Origin of the sequence: Kushneria avicenniae, from assembly GCF_900112585.1 — a bacterium.
GTDB classification, from domain to species: Bacteria; Pseudomonadota; Gammaproteobacteria; order Pseudomonadales; family Halomonadaceae; genus Kushneria; species Kushneria avicenniae.
Genome location: NZ_FOLY01000001.1, coordinates 243,349 through 260,225, shown reverse-complemented (window position 1 = coordinate 260,225; position 16,877 = coordinate 243,349). Strand labels below are relative to the sequence as shown.

At 58.5% G+C, this 16,877-nt stretch carries 13 protein-coding genes and 2 tRNA genes; 6 read left to right on the top strand and 9 right to left on the bottom strand.

Annotation, left to right across the window (positions count from 1 at the left end; translation table 11 throughout):
- Positions 1-4: 4 nt before the first annotated feature.
- Entirely contained in the window at positions 5-1,906 is a 1,902-nt protein-coding gene (locus BM079_RS01260; protein ID WP_090130036.1) for a coiled-coil domain-containing protein, read from the bottom strand.
- Between the two features lie 171 nt (positions 1,907-2,077).
- Here BM079_RS01260 and BM079_RS01255 point away from each other — a divergent pair, with 171 nt between their 5' ends.
- Positions 2,078-3,916 carry an SEC-C domain-containing protein gene (locus tag BM079_RS01255; RefSeq protein WP_090130034.1) on the top strand — a complete coding sequence of 613 codons (1,839 nt, stop codon included), beginning with the start codon at positions 2,078-2,080 and terminating at the stop codon, positions 3,914-3,916.
- 53 nt (positions 3,917-3,969) lie between these two features.
- On the opposite strand, the gene mltA is transcribed toward BM079_RS01255, so the two are convergent.
- The 5 genes from mltA to BM079_RS01230 form a co-directional block, all read right to left on the bottom strand.
- Positions 3,970-5,103, bottom strand: a complete 1,134-nt coding sequence (gene mltA / locus BM079_RS01250) for a murein transglycosylase A (RefSeq protein WP_245742779.1) — start codon at positions 5,101-5,103, stop codon at positions 3,970-3,972.
- A gap of 73 nt (positions 5,104-5,176) precedes the next feature.
- Positions 5,177-6,418: an AmpG family muropeptide MFS transporter gene (locus BM079_RS01245; RefSeq protein WP_090130030.1), complete on the bottom strand. Its 1,242-nt coding sequence runs from the start codon at positions 6,416-6,418 to the stop codon at positions 5,177-5,179.
- Positions 6,419-6,536: 118 nt separating this feature from the next.
- Complete coding sequence (locus BM079_RS01240) at positions 6,537-7,034, bottom strand: lytic transglycosylase domain-containing protein (protein ID WP_245742778.1); 498 nt, start codon at positions 7,032-7,034, stop codon at positions 6,537-6,539.
- 94 nt (positions 7,035-7,128) lie between these two features.
- A complete protein-coding gene (locus BM079_RS01235; protein ID WP_090130747.1) occupies positions 7,129-8,835 on the bottom strand; it encodes a proline--tRNA ligase in 1,707 nt (568 codons plus the stop codon).
- A gap of 415 nt (positions 8,836-9,250) precedes the next feature.
- Positions 9,251-9,832 (bottom strand): outer membrane beta-barrel protein, encoded by a 582-nt coding sequence (locus BM079_RS01230; protein WP_090130026.1) that lies wholly within the window; start codon positions 9,830-9,832, stop codon positions 9,251-9,253.
- A gap of 358 nt (positions 9,833-10,190) precedes the next feature.
- On the opposite strand from BM079_RS01230, the gene miaE reads away from it, so the two are divergent.
- On the top strand, positions 10,191-10,808 hold the full coding sequence (gene miaE / locus BM079_RS01225; protein WP_090130024.1) for a tRNA-(ms[2]io[6]A)-hydroxylase: 618 nt from the start codon (positions 10,191-10,193) through the stop codon (positions 10,806-10,808).
- Between the two features lie 59 nt (positions 10,809-10,867).
- Here the strand turns inward: miaE and BM079_RS01220 are convergent, their stop codons facing one another.
- Positions 10,868-11,623 carry a UDP-2,3-diacylglucosamine diphosphatase gene (locus tag BM079_RS01220; RefSeq protein ID WP_090130022.1) on the bottom strand — a complete coding sequence of 252 codons (756 nt, stop codon included), beginning with the start codon at positions 11,621-11,623 and terminating at the stop codon, positions 10,868-10,870.
- A 60-nt stretch (positions 11,624-11,683) separates the two neighbouring features.
- Positions 11,684-12,181 carry a peptidylprolyl isomerase gene (locus tag BM079_RS01215; protein ID WP_090130021.1) on the bottom strand — a complete coding sequence of 166 codons (498 nt, stop codon included), beginning with the start codon at positions 12,179-12,181 and terminating at the stop codon, positions 11,684-11,686.
- A gap of 206 nt (positions 12,182-12,387) precedes the next feature.
- On the opposite strand from BM079_RS01215, the gene BM079_RS01210 reads away from it, so the two are divergent.
- Together BM079_RS01210 and cysS are read left to right on the top strand one after the other, a co-directional pair.
- On the top strand, positions 12,388-14,067 hold the full coding sequence (locus BM079_RS01210) for a glutamine--tRNA ligase/YqeY domain fusion protein (RefSeq protein WP_090130019.1): 1,680 nt from the start codon (positions 12,388-12,390) through the stop codon (positions 14,065-14,067).
- Positions 14,068-14,079: 12 nt separating this feature from the next.
- Entirely contained in the window at positions 14,080-15,456 is a 1,377-nt protein-coding gene (gene cysS / locus BM079_RS01205) for a cysteine--tRNA ligase (protein ID WP_090130017.1), read from the top strand.
- 90 nt (positions 15,457-15,546) lie between these two features.
- On the opposite strand, the gene folD is transcribed toward cysS, so the two are convergent.
- On the bottom strand, positions 15,547-16,404 hold the full coding sequence (gene folD, locus BM079_RS01200; protein WP_090130015.1) for a bifunctional methylenetetrahydrofolate dehydrogenase/methenyltetrahydrofolate cyclohydrolase FolD: 858 nt from the start codon (positions 16,402-16,404) through the stop codon (positions 15,547-15,549).
- A gap of 207 nt (positions 16,405-16,611) precedes the next feature.
- Between folD and BM079_RS01195 the strand changes: the two genes are divergently transcribed.
- Positions 16,612-16,688 (top strand) — tRNA-Pro (locus tag BM079_RS01195).
- A 65-nt stretch (positions 16,689-16,753) separates the two neighbouring features.
- Positions 16,754-16,830 (top strand) — tRNA-Arg (locus BM079_RS01190).
- Positions 16,831-16,877 lie beyond the last annotated feature (47 nt).

Genomic DNA, 16,877 nt, shown 5'->3' with positions numbered 1-16,877 from the left:
GGGGTCAGTTCAGTGCTCTTTTGGCCTTGATCAGTGCACGGTACCAGCGCCTGGGAATGCTGCCGATGCCGGCAGGGCGCTGGCTGAGCAGGCTGACGTTGCGATGGGCGGTCTGGTCAATATTGGAGAGGATATTCAGCGTCGAGGCGCGAGCACCGTACTGGCGAATCAGGAAGTCGATGGCTTCGGGCTCCAGTGCGACCCGGTAATGACGTACCAGCGCGATGGCCAGCGATTCGGCGCTGCGCGAGAGATCATCATTGATTTCGTTGACCATGGCCGCCCCCAGCGCCGCCTTGGCCGCCGCAGACAGGTCCGGTTCCAGATGGCCGAAATAGGCCGCATTGGTAGCATTGATGGCGCGCTGCACTTCCGGCCGCGACAGATGAACATAAGGCTCGAGAGCGAGGGCAATCTCGATGGCCAGATGCTTGGCCATCTCGATATCACTGCCATCGGGCGCGCTGCCGGTGATATGGTCATGCTGATAATAACGTTCGCGGTCGGCGCGGGTATCGTTGAGATAACGCGCGAGGTGACGGCAGACGCGGGCCTTTTCACCATCGGTCAGGGCGATCTGGTTTTCATGAATGCGAAGTCCGCGCTTGCCGGGACCAACCTGCAGATGGGTCGCCCGGTCGTTCATCTGCCCGGTAATGCTTTCCCAGCGCTGGGAATGACGAATGAGCGTGGCGTGACTGCGGGCGATCTGGCCGTGATTTTCCTGCACGCTTTTGAACAGCTTCAGGGCATTGGTCAGAATCTCGGCGCGCTCCTGCAGTTCCTGACGTAGATCGCTGCGACCCTGCTGGACGCCGCTGGCCAGATGCTCGATCTGTTCGGCCAGCGCGTCCATGGCCTGACGGCAGCGGGCCGTCAGGGTTTCGGCGCGGAGTCCCGCTGCGGCATCCTCGACCAGCGTGCCCGATTGTTCTGCCAGGTAGACGGTCAATGCCTTGAGACGGGAAAGGCCGGTGGCCTGCTGAATGCGGTAACGAGAGCGAGTCTGTTCAAGCGCATCAAGCGCGCGCGCCAGCTCCCAGCGGCCGCGATACTCAAAGGTAAGCATGGGAATGCGACGGCCGCAGAGCAGTTCGAACGCCAGGATGATCATCTCCTCGACATCCTGCAGCGTCATGAGCAGTGCGTTGTCCTGTTCAATGGCGGCCAGGACACGTTCAATAAAGTTTTCATCGCGCGCCACCCCCTGATGCAGGTCAGGGGCGCGACCCGCAAACCGGTCGCGCAGCAGCGAGATGGCCTCGGGTGCGACATCGGCCAGTTCGTTCAGCCGTGGGTCGATGTGCTCACGATGCAGGGCGACCAGATCATGGATGCGTGACTGCATCCCGACACGGCGGTAGACATCGATCTGAGCAATGCGCCGCGCGCTCTCCGCGTCGTCGAGCAGTTCCAGCGCGGCAAGCTCCACCCCTTCGGGGGCCAGATCGTGCTTTCTCAGCAGCATGGCGGCCGCTTCGCGGCGGCGGGCATCCCCATCAAGGCTTTCGACGATCAGGTTGCGGGTGATCAGGACCAGTTCCGGCAGGGTATCCAGTACCTGTGAGACTCTGGCGGCAGCCCGCTCGTGCTTGCGCCCGCGGGTCAGGTGATGGGCAAAATTGGCGATGATGCCGGCCAGACCCGTAATCACGGCATAGCTGATGAAGAACACATAGTTCTCCATCGTTGGCCCGCGGCCATAGCCGAGCAGATAGCCCACCCAGGCCCCCAGCAGGGTGACCGGACCGCTGACCCAGATGATCTGCATGGCACTGTTGGTCCAGGGGACCTTTTCCATCGCCTGAGTAATGCGGCGAATGCGATCGCGACCCTCGCGCTCGAGACGAACCCGGGGTTCATCAGGGTTCTGGCGACGGCGAAACAGAGAGCGGGATGAGAACAAGCAAAAACTTCCGGAACTAAAGTGGACGTGGTGAATGCACGGATTCCGTCAGACAATGACGTCTGCCGGATGATCCGATTGTCGGGTGCGCATCAAGGGGCATGATAGCGTTGTCATGAGATGCATGCAGACAGCGTGCTAGCATAAGCGTGATTACGGTGGAGGAACAATATGCTGGCAGCCTGGGTGGACCAACTCCTTGGGTTTTCGACAGGAGCACTTGACGCCATACGTCGTGACGAACGCTATCCCTCACTAATGGGCTGGGCAAGAAAGGAGGGTGCCGAGCTGCTGGGCGGCGATGTCGCGCTGGCTCAGGCACTGGCGCCGGTGCTGTGGAACCAGATGCCGCTTCAGCGCCTTGGGTTTCGTATCGAAGCGCTGGCCGTGCCGACGCCTCAGGAACCCTGCTGGTGTGACTCCGGCAAGCGCTACGGTGACTGCTGCGCCCGGGTCACGCTGCCGGGGCAGGTGCCGCCCAATCTAATGTGGATGCTGTTGCTGCAGCGTCTTCGAGGCAGGACACTGCATGACGCGCTGGGCTCTGATCATGTGCCGGCACAGGCGCTGCTCGAGGCCGGCATTGTCAGCGCCGAGAGCGGCCAGTCGGGGCGCGCCCAGATCATGCTCGAGGCGCTTTTCGATAACCCGGACTGGCAGGGGCTGCCGCTGGAGAGTGAGCCGGCTTTCGAGCTTTTGAGCGATCTCTATCAGGAGCGCGGCTTTACGCGTAAAAGGGCTGCGCTGATGGACAGTGCCGTCCAGCACGGGCCCGATTTTCTGCGCGGTGCGGCGCTCAAGCGTTTATGCCTGCGCTATATGGACAGTGACGACCTGCCCAGTGCTCGCGAAACCTTTATTCGAACCCTTGAAGCCATGCCCAACGAGCCGGCACTGGCCTATCTCGAAAGCATGCTGCTGCTGCATGAAGGCTACCCCGAACAGGCTCGGTCGCGTGCCGACTTCTGGCGTCGGCGGCTGGTTCTGCGCAGTGATCTGGATGAGGATCAGCAGGCTTTTCTCGAGCAGTTGGCGGAAGATCCTGAAGCTACGCTGGCCGAACAGATGATTTATGCCGACGAGGAGCTGGCCGAGCCGCTGGATACGCTGACCCGGCTTTTGCAGGAGTTTTCCAGCGCCTCCCGGCTGTCGCTTGCCGTCAACGCCGATGGTCGGCTTGAATATCAGCAGGGCGATCTGGATCACGCCCGCTATCAGATGTGGCGACAGCATTTCACCACTGACAATGAAGAGGCGCCCGGCAGTGGGCTTCAGGGCGATCCCTGGCATGACGCCCGTCCCTGGCTTGATGCGCTGTGCCTCCACCCGGAGTGGCTGGCCACGCCGGCAATTCTTCAGGAGCTCGCCATGGCGCTGGCCGGGCGTTTCGGCAATCTGCCGTGGATGTTCGATTCGATCTTTTCACCACTGGCGCGACGTTTCGAAGACTGGCTGGCGGCGGTCGAGTCGGGTGACTGTCCTTTTGTCTGGTCGGATGGCGACAACCATATCCTGTTCCGCCTGGGTCTGGCGCTGGTGATCGGCATGGAGCGTGGTGCTCGTGAACCGTCACGGCAGCTCGCCGAGCGCCTGATCCGTCTGGATGTCGAGGACAGCATGGGGCTTCGTGAACTGCTGCTCGAGCAGCTGTTGAGCGATGACCAGAACGTCAGGGCCCTGACCCTGATCGAGGAGATCGAACGGTCCTGGGACGAGGGCGAAGAGCCGTGGCTCGGGCTGCTGCTGGGCAAGGCGCTGGCGCTGTATCGGCTCGCTCGGCTTGAAGAGGCGCGAGAGGCACTGCTGATGGTCGAGCAGGCCAATCCATGGATGCTCAGGCTGCTGGTACGTGAAAATCCAAAGCGCGAGCCCGTGACCGGTCATTCGCCGCTTCCCGGCTCGCGTGCCGAGGCCTGGCAGTATCGGGTCCTCATGCGGCCCCATTGGGCGGCCACACAGGGGGCGCTGCGGTGGGTGGATGCACGGCTGAAAGCGCCTGTCGTCGAGTAACGCCAGTCGAGAATCGCCATGTTGGCCCATGGCGGTTCTCGAAAGACGGTCTGCTACCGTCGGTTGGGCAGAAATACCCACATCTGACCGGGCTGTTTCATGCGCCCGGCATTGAGACTGGCCTCATCACCGTGCCCCCAGAAGAAGTCGGCGCGTACGGTTCCCTTGATGGCGCTGCCGGTATCCTGCGCCAGCATCAGGCGCTGCATGCGCTGATTGGACAGCGGCCGGGTGGTGGACAAAAAGACTGGTGCGCCGAGCGGGATCTCGTCCGGATCTATGGCGATGCTGCGTTCCGGCGTCAGCGGAACACCCTGCGCCCCGATCGGGCCGTCGCTGTCCTTGTGCGTATTGTCGAGCTCCCTGAAAAAGACGAAACGGGGATTGACGTTGAGCATCTCCTGCACCCGGCCGGGATTGGCATTCGCCCAGGCCTTGATACCCGGCAGGGTCGCCTGAGCCGGCGTGATTTCGTGGTGATCCAGCAGCCAGCGTGCAAAGGACTGGAAGGGCTGATCATTGGCACCGGCAAACCCCACGCGCATTTCACCCCCCTCGGCAAGCCTGATGCGCCCTGATCCTTGAATCTGCAGGAAGGCGGCTTCTACCGGATCATCTACCCAGACCAGCTCGCGGCCACGCAGAACGCCGCTCTTGATCAGCTGGCTGCGGCTGGCAGCCATCAGACTGCTGTTGCCCGCATTGCGATACAGCGGCACCTGATACGGGCCGTGGCGCGTGCGTGATCCCCGAAGCACAGGCTCGTAGTAGCCGGTGATGGTGCCGACTGTTGAACCGTCGCTGTTGCTGAGGGTAAAGGGCGTAAAGTGCTGCTCGAAGTAGCGTCGGATGGCGCGGCTGTCCAGCGGATCAACATGGCGGGCATCGTTGCAGACCGAAGCCCAGTCGGGCTTGCGTGCCATTTTTTCGCAGCTGGTTCTAAAGGCGCTCCAGGCGCTCAGCAGGTTGTCGTCGTGCCAGCCTGGCAGTTGTTGCCAGCTGGTCGGGTGCATGGGGGTACTGGTATCGGTGTATTGCGGTGTTCTGGCCGGTTGAAAACCGGTCTGACTGGTAGAGCAGGCGGTCAGTATCATGCCCGTCAGTATCAGGCCGGTACTCAGGCCCGCCATGCGAGTCAGCGAGGCAAGGCCTTTCGAACGAGATATTCTGGTAGGGTCAAGAGGCAAGATCAGGGTCTCTTCCGGGGACTCGGCCAACAGGACCGGCGTCCGTGAAACATGAAAAGGGCGCACAAGAGCATTACCGCTTGGGCGAGTCGGCAATGTCACGCCATTGGCGAAAATACCAGAGGATCATGAGCCCCGGAATAGCGGCCAATGTGCAGATCAAAAAGAAGCCGTCCCAGCCCACGGCCTCGGACAGGATGCCGCCCGGCGCTGAAATCACGACTCGGGGCAGGCCCATGATCGAGGAAAGCAGCGCGTACTGACCGGCGGTAAAGCGCTTGTCGGTCAGCGCGGCCATGAACGCCAGAAAGGCCGCCGTTCCCATGCCCGCCGCAGCGTTTTCAAAGCTGACCACCGCCGCCAGTACCGTAATCGAGTGGCCCACGTGGTTGAGCCAGATAAATCCGGCCGTCGATAGCATCTGCAACAGCCCGAACCACCAGAGGGAGCGATAGATGCCGATACGCAGGATGACCAGGCCGCCCAGGAAAATCCCGCCCAATAGCGGCCAGAAACCGAAGATCTTGACCGTGGCACCGATCTCGGCGTTGGAAAACCCAAGCGATTTGTAAAAAGGGGTGGTCAGGTTGCCGGCGACCGAATCGCCCAGCTTGTAGAGCAAAATAAACAGCAGCAGCCACACCGCGCCGGGGCGCGTCATGAAATTGCGAATGGGGTCAAGAAAGGTGTCTCGCCAGCTCTGAGGGTGTGCGGGACGCTGGGCACCGGGCTCGGGGGCCATGAGCGTGACCAGCATGCAAAAGCCCAGCAGAGCCGCCATGGTCAGATAAGTGGCGCGAAAGCCGATGCTGTCGGCCAGCATCAGTCCGCCGCCGGAGGCAAACAGCATGCCGGTCCGATAGCCATAGGTATAAAGGCTGGAGCCGATGCCGAGTTCCTTCTCTGGCAGGTGCTCGCGGCGGTAGGCATCGATGATGATGTCCTGAGTGGCACTAAAAAAGCTGATGCCCAGTGCCACAATGCCAACGGTCAACGGGGCAAACCCCGGATCGGAAAGTGCCAGAACGACGATCAGTGAGGCCAGAAGCAGCTGGGTCAACACAAGCCAGCCGCGTCGTCTGCCCAGAAAGGGCAGTTCGAAGCGGTCCAGCAGCGGGGCCCAGAGAAACTTGAGCGTGTAGGGAATGCCAATGAGCGCCAGCAGGCCGACCGCATCCAGCGCGACGCCGGCATCGGTCATCCAGGCCTGAAGCACGCTGCCCGTCAGCAGCAGTGGCAGACCTGACGCCAGCCCCATCAAAAACGTAATACCATGGCGCGCAGCGGCGGCCCGGGCTGTAGCAATCGAAATCAACGGTCTTGTCCAGAAAGTCGCGGGCATTTAAACGGCGCGCTGATTCTCTCAGACCGATGCGCCCACGGCTACTGACCCACAATTTTAATCAAGGTGATAGCGTGCTGGTAGTTGACGGCTAACCTTCTATCCACCAGCGCGTATCCCAGCGTGTCATGACCTGCTCCGGGTAGCGCGTTTTGCCAGTGCTGCCGTTGTAGCGTGCCAGTGCCCGGGTGACATCTCCCTTTTCGACCTTGAGATACCACGCCAGTATGGTGCAGCCATAACGCAGGTTGGTATCGGGATCGAACAGGTCATCGCTGTCTCGTCCGATCTCCTTTTTCCAGAAGGGCATGACCTGCATGAGGCCTTCGGCACCGGCACTTGAGCGTGCCTTCGACAAAAACCGGCTTTCAACATCAATGACCGAGAGCACCAGCTGTAGATTCAGCGAGGCGCGAAGGGCTTCACGTTGAATGCCCTTGAGTAGCTCGAGTCTCTGATCGGCATCAGGCAAGAAGGGAGTCAGACGCCGATTCATGTCGGTCATCCAGACTTCGGTTTCAAAATGATCTTCAAAGTGGTGATCATTGGCCAGAGCGCTCGAGAGCTGGCGGATCATCTGAGCCGACATCCGGGTCTCGGGGATGGCAGCGGCAAGGGAAGCAGGCGCAAAAAGGGCGCCTGTCATTACACAGGCGCCCAGTAGACATGCTTGAAAGCCGGCTTCAAACCAGCTTTTGACGGATAAACTCGACGGCCTCCTGCTGCGCCACCATGGTGATATCGTCGTCACGTCTTCCCTTGTACTCCAGTTCACCGGTTTTCAGGCCGCGGTCTCCGATCACGATACGGTGCGGAATGCCGATCAGTTCAAGGTCGGCAAACTTGACGCCGGGGCGCTCATCGCGATCATCCAGCAGTACTTCGATGCCCATGTCATTGAAGGCCTTGTAGAGGCGTTCGGACTCGTCACGCACCGCCTGTGACTTGTGTGCATTCATGGGCACCAGTGCCACCTGATAGGGGGCCAGGCTGGCGGGCAGGGTAATGCCACGTTCGTCATGGTTCTGTTCGATGGCGGCGGCTACCACTCGGCTGACACCGATGCCGTAACACCCCATCTGCAGTGGCACGTTGCTGCCATTTTCATCGAGCACGGTCGCGCCCAGCGCCTCGGAGTATTTCGTGCCGAGCTGGAAAACGTGGCCGACCTCAATGCCGCGGGCGATTGATAGCGTGCCTTGGCCGTCAGGTGACGGGTCGCCGGCGACCACATCGCGAAGATCGGCCACCATCGGCAGGGGCAGGTCGCGCTCCCAGTTGATGCCGAAAAAGTGCTTGTCATCAATGTTGGCGCCAGCACCGAAATCACTCATGACCGCCACGCTTCGATCAATGATCAGCGGTATCTCAAGGCCGACCGGGCCGAGCGAGCCGGGACCTGCGCCTACGGCCTGGCGAATCTCTTCTTCACTGGCCATGACCAGCGGAGAGGCGACCTGCTCCAGATGTAGTGCCTTGACCTCGTTGAGCTGGTGATCACCGCGCACCATGAGCGCTACCAGTCCGCCTTCGGTGCCATGCACGATCAGGGTCTTGACCGTTTTCTCGATCGGCAGCCCGTGCTTTTCAACCAGTGCTGCTATGGTCTTGACGTTTGGTGTATCGACCTCATGCATGTTTTCTTGAGGGGTGGCGCGCTCATCGCGATCAGGCAGGGCCTCCGCCTTTTCAATGTTGGCGGCGTAGTCGGAGCCTGTCGAAAAGATGACGGCATCCTCGCCGGAGTCGGCCAGGACGTGGAACTCGTGGGAAGCGCTGCCGCCGATCTCGCCGTTGTCGGCCTGAACGGCGCGGAAATCGAGCCCCAGTCTGGTGAAGATGCGAACATAGGCGTCATACATCTTCTGATAAGAGGCCGCCATTGCTTCCTGATTGAGATCAAAGGAATAGGAATCCTTCATGATGAACTCGCGCGCGCGCATGACACCAAAGCGGGGGCGTGTTTCATCACGGAACTTGGTCTGGATCTGATAGAAGTTGCACGGCAGCTGACGGTAGGAGCGTACCTCGTTGCGGACCAGATCGGTAATGACCTCTTCATGGGTAGGGCCATAGCAGAATTCCCGATCATGGCGGTCGCGCAGGCGAAGCAAAAGGTTGCCGTACTTGTCCCAGCGGCCGGATTCCTGCCAGAGCTCGGCAGGCTGTACGGCAGGCATCAGGACCTCCTGCGCGTCGGCACGGTTCATCTCCTCGCGCACGATCTGTTCCACCTTTCGCAGCGTGCGAAGTCCCAGCGGCAGCCACGTATAAAGGCCGGAAGCCAGTTTTCGAATCATGCCGGCACGCAGCATCAGTTGGTGACTGACGACTTCAGCGTTGGCGGGCGTTTCCTTGAGCGTGGATAGCAACAGTTGACTGGCGCGCATGAACCGAATGTTTCCCTTGAGCCGGATGAAATGAACCGCATTGTACGAGCATTCGCTGCCTGTCGGCAAAATGCGTTTCCTGTCGTCAACAATGATGGTATGAGTTCAACAATGCTGCGCGTACAGGCTTTGCAGCCAAAGTCATCACACGGTTATAGAGAGGAGGCACCATGCGGCGTCGATGGACTGGCGGGATAATGGCGATATTGATTCTGGCGGTTTCAGGCTGTGCCAACAGGGACGATACGGAATTTGTCTGGCAGTCGCCCAGAGTCAATGATCAGGGGACGCAGGCAGGACAGAGAGCCTGCATGCCGGGTCCGGATGGTCCCAGCAGTTGTAATCGCTGAAAGATTGCGGCTTAAAAAAACGGCACCCGAAGGTGCCGTTTTTCAGAGACTGCGGAGACAGTCGATCAGAACTGTACGCCGACAGACGCCATGGCCGCGTCGATCTTGTAATCGCTATCCATGTCATAGCGAGTGTACTCGGCGCGGGCAAAGACCGGAACGGTTTCGAACTGGTACTTGAGGCCCAGACCATAAACCGGGTCAGTGCCATACTGGTTGCTGGCCGGACCTTCCTGAGCGTTGGCCTTCCAGTAGGCAGCGCCAACGCGTGCATAGCCGGAAACACCGTAGAACAGGGGCAGTTCACCGATGGCGCTCAGGCTGTAAGCCTTGGTCTGATAGTGACCGCTGCCCTGGTCAGAGTCATAAGCGATGTCGCCAAGATCCGCGTAGTTGATCTCGGTGGAGAACCAGTCGTTGAACTTGTAGCCTACGAAAGCGCTCTGTGCAGTGTCGTTGTTGTCAGTGATGCGGCTGCCTGACACACTGTTGTTTTCGCTAAAGCTGCTGACATCAGCATCGTGGACCTGTGCGCTACCAACACCGACACCGGAGTAGATGCCGGAGCTGGTGTCGGCCATGGCCATGGGAGCGACTGCCAGAGAGGAAGCGAACAGCGGTGCAGCGAACAGTGCGAGTTTTTTCATGATGATCTCCTTGCATGAAGCCTGTATTGACCGGAGCGTCCTGCTCCATGATCAAAATCGATTCGGTAAGCTGTTATTACTCGAACAGTGTTTTCAAAAACATTTTTAGCATGAGAATCGGTTCTCGTAAAGATTAGAATGCATCAGTCACTTGTAAAAAAACGTCTGCACCCATCTCGATCCGATACAGGCTGGAAGTATAGCAATAGTCTGAATCTTCGCCTGTGTTATCAAATACTCGCCATTATCTTCTGTAGCGGTAGGGACGTCAGCCCTTTGACGTTACAATATTCGAGCTTTTGATCAGGTGATCCTGCCGGGTCGCTCATGATGTCCATCTCTTTAATCCGGTTGTGATATGTCCCACGAACTGATGCCTTCTGAACTGCTTGATTTTCTGCCCTGCCGAACACCTCGGAGCTGGGTGAATGCAGCACTTGGCAATGAACGCCTTTTGATGATTGATCACGCCCAGTGTGAGAAAAAAGCCGCTTCAACGGCCATGAGCCTCATGTATCGCTACACGAGCCGTGTCGATCTTTTGACCAAGATGTCACAGCTGGCGCGTGAGGAGCTTTTACACTTTGAACAGGTCGTCACGCTGATGCGTGAGCGCGGTATCGATTATGAGCATGTCTCTGCTTCGCGCTATGCCCAGGGACTGCGCGAGCACGTGCGTGAGCAGGAGCCCGGAAGGCTGATCGATGTGTTGATTGTGGGGGCCTACATTGAAGCACGCTCATGCGAGCGCTTCGCCTGTCTGATTCCTCACCTTGATGACACGCTGGCGAAGTTTTATCGCAGTCTGGTGAAATCCGAAGGGCGGCACTTTGAAGATTATCTGGAGCTGGCCGCGCAGTATGCCGACGGACCGATCGACGAGCGGGTGGCCTTTTTTGGTGAAGTGGAAAAGTCGCTGATTGAATCACCCGATCATGAATTTCGCTTTCACAGCGGCGTTCCGGTCGCTGCATGATAGCGAATGGTGCAACTGGCGCCATATAAGGACGCCCCGGCTCGGGGCGTCAGAGCACGTCAGTGGTGAGAAAGTTCCGACAGGCTGAAATGTTCCAGCGTCAGAGTCGTGCCGTCCAGACGCACTTCCCAGCCCCGGTCGCGACCCGCCTGCCAGTCGCCCAGTACATAGCGTTTGCCGACGCCGTCATCCTGCAGGCAGAAATCGTGCACATCAGGACGATGCGTGTGGCCGTGAATCAACGTGCGAACGTGGCACTGCTGCATGATGTTTTCCACGGCGTCCTGACTGACATCCATGATCTCATCAGACTTGCTGCCGTTGGCACTGCCGGAACCTTCTCGCATGCGGTCTGCCAGCTGGCGGCGCTGCTTGACCGGCAGTGCCAGCGTTTTTTGCTGCCATTGCGGGTCGCGCGTCATGGCGCGAAACTGCATGTATTCGTTGTCCTGAGTGCAGAGGCTGTCGCCATGCATCAAAAGAACCGGCGTATCATTGCCGATGGTCATGATGGCGGGATCATCAATCAACATGGCACCCGCGAGCTCGGCGAAGCGTTCACCCAGCAGGAAATCGCGATTGCCATGCATGATGTAGAGCTGTCTACCACTGGCACTAAAGCGGCGCAGGGCATCAATGATTTCCTGCTCGAACTCGCCGATGGCATCATCACCGATCCAGCTTTCGAACAGATCGCCCATGATATAGAGCGCATCAGCACTCCGGGCGCGATACTCCAGATAGTTCAGGAACGCCCGGGTCAGCTCGGGGGTATCCTGCTGCAAGTGCAGATCGGCAATAAACAGTGTCGTCATGACCTCTCCTGCTAAAGGGGCGCAGCATGGCGCTGCGCCTGAAACATCATTGTTCGGCAATCAGGCATCGGCCAGGCGAGCCGACTCGAGCACAACATCTTCGGCAGGAACATCGGCGTGCCCGTGACGACGGGTGGTGGCCACACCCTTGATCCTGTCGACAACGTCCATGCCTTCAACCACTCGACCAAACACACAGTAGCCCCAGCCCTGCGGAGTGGGAGAGGTGTGGTTCAGAAAGTCGTTGTCAGCGACATTGATGAAAAACTGTGCCGTCGCCGAGTGCGGGTCGCCGGTGCGTGCCATGGCAAGGTGGCCACGGCTGTTCTTGAGGCCGTTGTTGGCCTCATTGGCGATGGAAGCGTGCACGGGCTTTTGAGAAAAGTCGGTATCAAATCCGCCACCCTGAACCATGAAACCGTCGATGACGCGGTGAAGCAGGGTGTTGTCGTAATGACCTTCCTTGACGTAGCGCTCAAAGTTGGCGGCCGTCTGGGGCGCCTCGTCATGGAAGAGTTCGATCTTGATATCGCCGGCGCTGGTGGAAAGAATGATCATGAAAGATTCTCTGGAAAGGACAGCAATGGAACGGCTTCAAAGAAGCCATGAAACGTAGCGCACACCGAGCTGCCGGTCACTCATGACGTCGGTACTGATACCCGCGTGGCATGGTCCCGGGCGCTCACGCTATAATAGCGACTTTATCCGGACAGGCGAAACCGCGCCTGTCGGTATCCGTTGTCAACAAGGCCTGATCACGCCCCATGAGCTCAGAAAGTACCAGCGCACCGAATTTCATTCGTACACAGATTCGTGAAGAGATCGAGCAGGGGCGCGTTGATACGATCGTGACGCGCTTTCCGCCCGAACCCAACGGCTTTTTGCACATCGGTCATGCCAAATCGATATGTCTCAATTTTGGCCTGGCCGAACAGCTCGGAGGACAGTGTCATCTGCGCTTTGACGATACCAATCCTGCAAAGGAAGAACAGATCTACATTGATGCCATTCGTGAAGACATCGAGTGGCTCGGTTTTGAGTGGAGCGGTGAGGTGCGTTATGCCTCCAGCTACTTCGACCAGCTTCATGCGTGGGCCTGTCAGCTGATTCGTGACGGTCTGGCCTATGTCGATGATCTCAACGCCGAACAGATGCGTGAGTATCGGGGCACGCTGACCGAGCCTGGTCGTCCCAGTCCCTGGCGTGATCGCAGCGTTGAAGAGAATCTGGCTCTTTTTGAAGCCATGAAAAATGGCGAATTCGCAGAAGGCGAAAAGGTGCTTCGCGCCAGGATCGACATGGCCTCTCCCAACATCAATCTGCGTGATCCGACCCTTTATCGAATTCGGCACGCCTCGCACCATCAGAGTGGCGACAAGTGGAAGATCTATCCTTCCTATGACTTCACGCATGGCCAGTCCGATGCCATCGAAGGAATTACACACTCCATCTGTACGCTCGAGTTCGAGGATCATCGCCCGCTGTACAACTGGTTCCTTGACAATTTGCCGGTTCCGGCTCGTCCGCGACAGATCGAATTTGCGCGTCTGAATCTGAATTATACCGTTACCTCCAAACGCAAGCTGAAATTACTGGTGGATCAGAACATCGTGGACGGTTGGGACGATCCGCGGATGCCGACCATCTCGGGCATGCGTCGTCGCGGCTATACGCCGGCCTCCATTCGCAAATTCTGCGACATGGTGGGCGTTTCCCGCGCCGCCGGCGTCGTCGATATCCAGATGCTGTATCACGCCATTCGCTCGGACCTTGAAGACAATGCGCCCCGTGCAATGTGTGTCATGAAACCGCTCAAGGTTGTGTTGACCAATCTGCCTGAAGATCACGAAGAGGTCTTTGAAGTGGCAGGGCACCCTGCTCGTGAAGACATGGATACACGCCGTTTGCCGCTCAATCGCGAAATCTGGATTGATCAGGAAGATTTCATGGAGGAACCGCCGAAAAAGTTCTTTCGTCTGGCGCCCGGCAAGGAAGTACGTCTTCGCAATGCCTATGTGATTCGCTGCGATGAAGTGATCAAAAACGAGCAGGGCGATATAGAGGCGCTGCACTGCAGTGTCGATCTGGAGACCCTGGGGCAGAACCCCGAGGGTCGCAAGGTGAAGGGCGTCATTCACTGGGTCAGTGCCCGTCACGGTGTTGACGTTGAAGTACGCAACTACGACAACCTGTTCCAGGTCGAAGCGCCGGATCGTGACAAGGATGTCGATTTTCTGGAGCATCTCAACGCGCAGTCGCTGGAGGTCGTTCACGGCATTGCCGAGCCCTCGCTGGCACAGGCTGGCGCCGAGCAGCGCTTCCAGTTCGAGCGCGTTGGCTATTTCTGCGCCGACCGTCACGATCACAGGGACGGCCATCTGGTCTTCAACCGCACGGTCAGCCTGAAGGATGGCTGGGCCAGGGCGCAAAACAAGGCCGGTTAAGGAAGAGCGGACATGCAGATCTACAATACCCTGACACGACAGAAGGAAGCCTTTGTTCCTCTGGAAGCCGGTCGCATACGCATGTATGTCTGCGGCATGACGGTATATGACTACTGTCATCTGGGACATGCGCGCATGCTCGTGGCCTTTGATGTCATCGCTCGCTGGCTGCGCGCCAGCGGCTATCAGCTGACTTACGTGCGTAACATCACCGACGTTGATGACAAGATTCTGGTGCGTGCCAGAGACAACGGTGAGCCCATTGCCGATCTGACCGAGCGCATGATCGATGCCATGCACGAGGATGAGCGCCAGCTGGGCGTACTGCCGCCGGACCGCGAACCCCGCGCCACGGCGCATATCAGCGACATCATTGCCATGATCGAGACGTTGATCGAGCGGGACTATGCTTATCATGCCGACAACGGCGATGTCTTCTATCGAGTTCGACGATTTGAGCGCTACGGGGCGCTCAATAATCGCAATCCGGATGACATGCGCTCCGGTGCGCGCGTCGATATTGATGAGGCCAAGGAAGACCCGCTGGATTTCGTGCTCTGGAAGCGTGCGCGGCCGGAAGAGGAGAGCTGGTCATCGCCGTGGGGCGAGGGCCGTCCGGGCTGGCATATCGAATGCTCGGCCATGTCGACCTGCTGTCTGGGCGATACGTTTGATATTCATGGCGGCGGTCCGGACCTGTCATTCCCGCACCATGAAAACGAAATTGCCCAGAGTGAGGCCGCTACGGGGCAGAAATATGTCAATACCTGGATGCATGCCGGGGCGCTGCGCGTCGATAACGAGAAAATGTCCAAGTCACTGGGCAACTTCTTCACGGTACGCGACGTCCTGAAAGCGCATGATCCGGAGGTCGTGCGTTATCTTCTGGTGGCCAGTCACTACCGCAGCGCCATCAATTACGCTCCGGAGACACTCAAGGATGCCAGACGCTCGCTGGAGCGCTTTTATAACGCGCTGGCAGACGTCGAGATCATCGAGGGTGAGGTCAGCGACGAGTTTGCAGAGCGCTTTACCCGGGCCATGAATGATGACTTCAATACGCCCGAGGCGCTGGCGGTCATGTTCGAGCTGGTGCGGGAGATCAATCGTCACCGCGAGAATGCTGCGCATGCGGGTGCCCTGGCGCATGAGCTTGTTCGGCTCGGTAATCTGCTGGGACTACTTGAGCGTTCACCAGAAACGTTTCTCAAGGGAGCTTCCTCAGGCATCAATGATGAGGAAATTGCCCGTCAGATCGAGGCCAGAAACGCTGCGCGACGCAACAAGGACTTCGCGGAAGCCGATCGCATTCGAGATGCGCTGGCTGAGCAGGGCATCATTTTAAAGGATAGCCGTGAAGGCACGACCTGGGTCAGTGAAAACCGCTGACCACGTCGTGATTGTCCTGAAACGCAATGCTGATAAAGCCCCGCCAATGGCGGGGCTTTGTCGTATCGCAACTGCTGTTAAAAACTGGTTTCAACCGTGGTCGTGCAGCTCGGCAGCCGTCAGCGTATTTTCGAGCAGTGATGCCACGGTCATCGGGCCTACACCGCCCGGTACTGGTGTAATGTAGGAAGCTCGATCCCGGGCGCTCTCGAATTCCAGGTCGCCGACAAGTTTGCCATCGGCAGTTCGATTGATGCCGACATCAATCACGATTGCGCCGGGGCGAATCCATTCACTTTTGATGAGTCCCGGGTTGCCCACGGCCACGATCAAAAGCTCGGCATCTTCGACATGTTTTTGAAGATCGCGCGTAAAGCGATGGCATACCGTGATGGTGCAGCCTGCCAGCAAAAGCTCGAGCGCCATCGGACGACCAACGATGTTAGAGGCGCCAACAATGGTGGCGGTCATGCCGCGCACATCAAGCTGATGTTCGTCGAGGAGCGTCATGACCCCCATGGGTGTGCAGGGCCGGAGCGTTGGCATGCGCTGCGCCAAGCGTCCGACATTGTAGGGATGAAATCCGTCGATATCCTTGTGCGGATGAATACGCTCGAGCAGGGGGCGTGCATCCAGATGGCCGGGCAGGGGGAGCTGTAGCAGAATGCCGTCAACGCTCTGGTCAGCATTGAGCTGGTCGATCAGGTCTTGCAGCGCCTGCTGGGTAGTGTCCGCTGGTAAATGATGCTGGAAGGAAAGAATGCCGGCCTGTTCGCAGGCGCGATGCTTGTTGCGTACGTAGACTTCCGATGCAGCGTCATCGCCTACCAGTACCACGGCCAGTCCAGGCACTCTTTTACCTTCCTGGCGGCGCTCGGCTACCTGTCGGGTAACCTTGTCACGCACCTTCTGTGCCGTAGCCTTGCCGTCAATCAACTGTGCACTCATCTATATTCTGTCCCGGTAGCGATTCAAGCGAGCTTCGCTCATTAAGGGCTGCAATTGTCGCATCCCGCTGCATGCAGTCAATCAATGTTCATTTCAGTACCGTAGAAAGGCCGGAAGGGCAATGTGACAAGTTATGCTTGACCCCGAACGATGATCAGTTAAAATGCGCCTCGCATTGGCAGCGGCCTCGGCAGAGGTGCTGGCGTTCGGGGTATAGCGCAGTCTGGTAGCGCGCCTGCTTTGGGAGCAGGATGTCGGGGGTTCAAATCCCTCTACCCCGACCAACTCCTTGATTGTGATAAAGATTTTTCAATCAAGGGTTGACAGCAAAAGCCACGGTCAATAGAATGCGCCCATAGCTCAACCGGATAGAGCAACGGCCTTCTAAGCCGTAGGTTGCAGGTTCGAGTCCTGCTGGGCGTGCCAAGCTTTTAAAGCGCATTCCTTGCACAAGCTTTGTAGCAGCAATAATG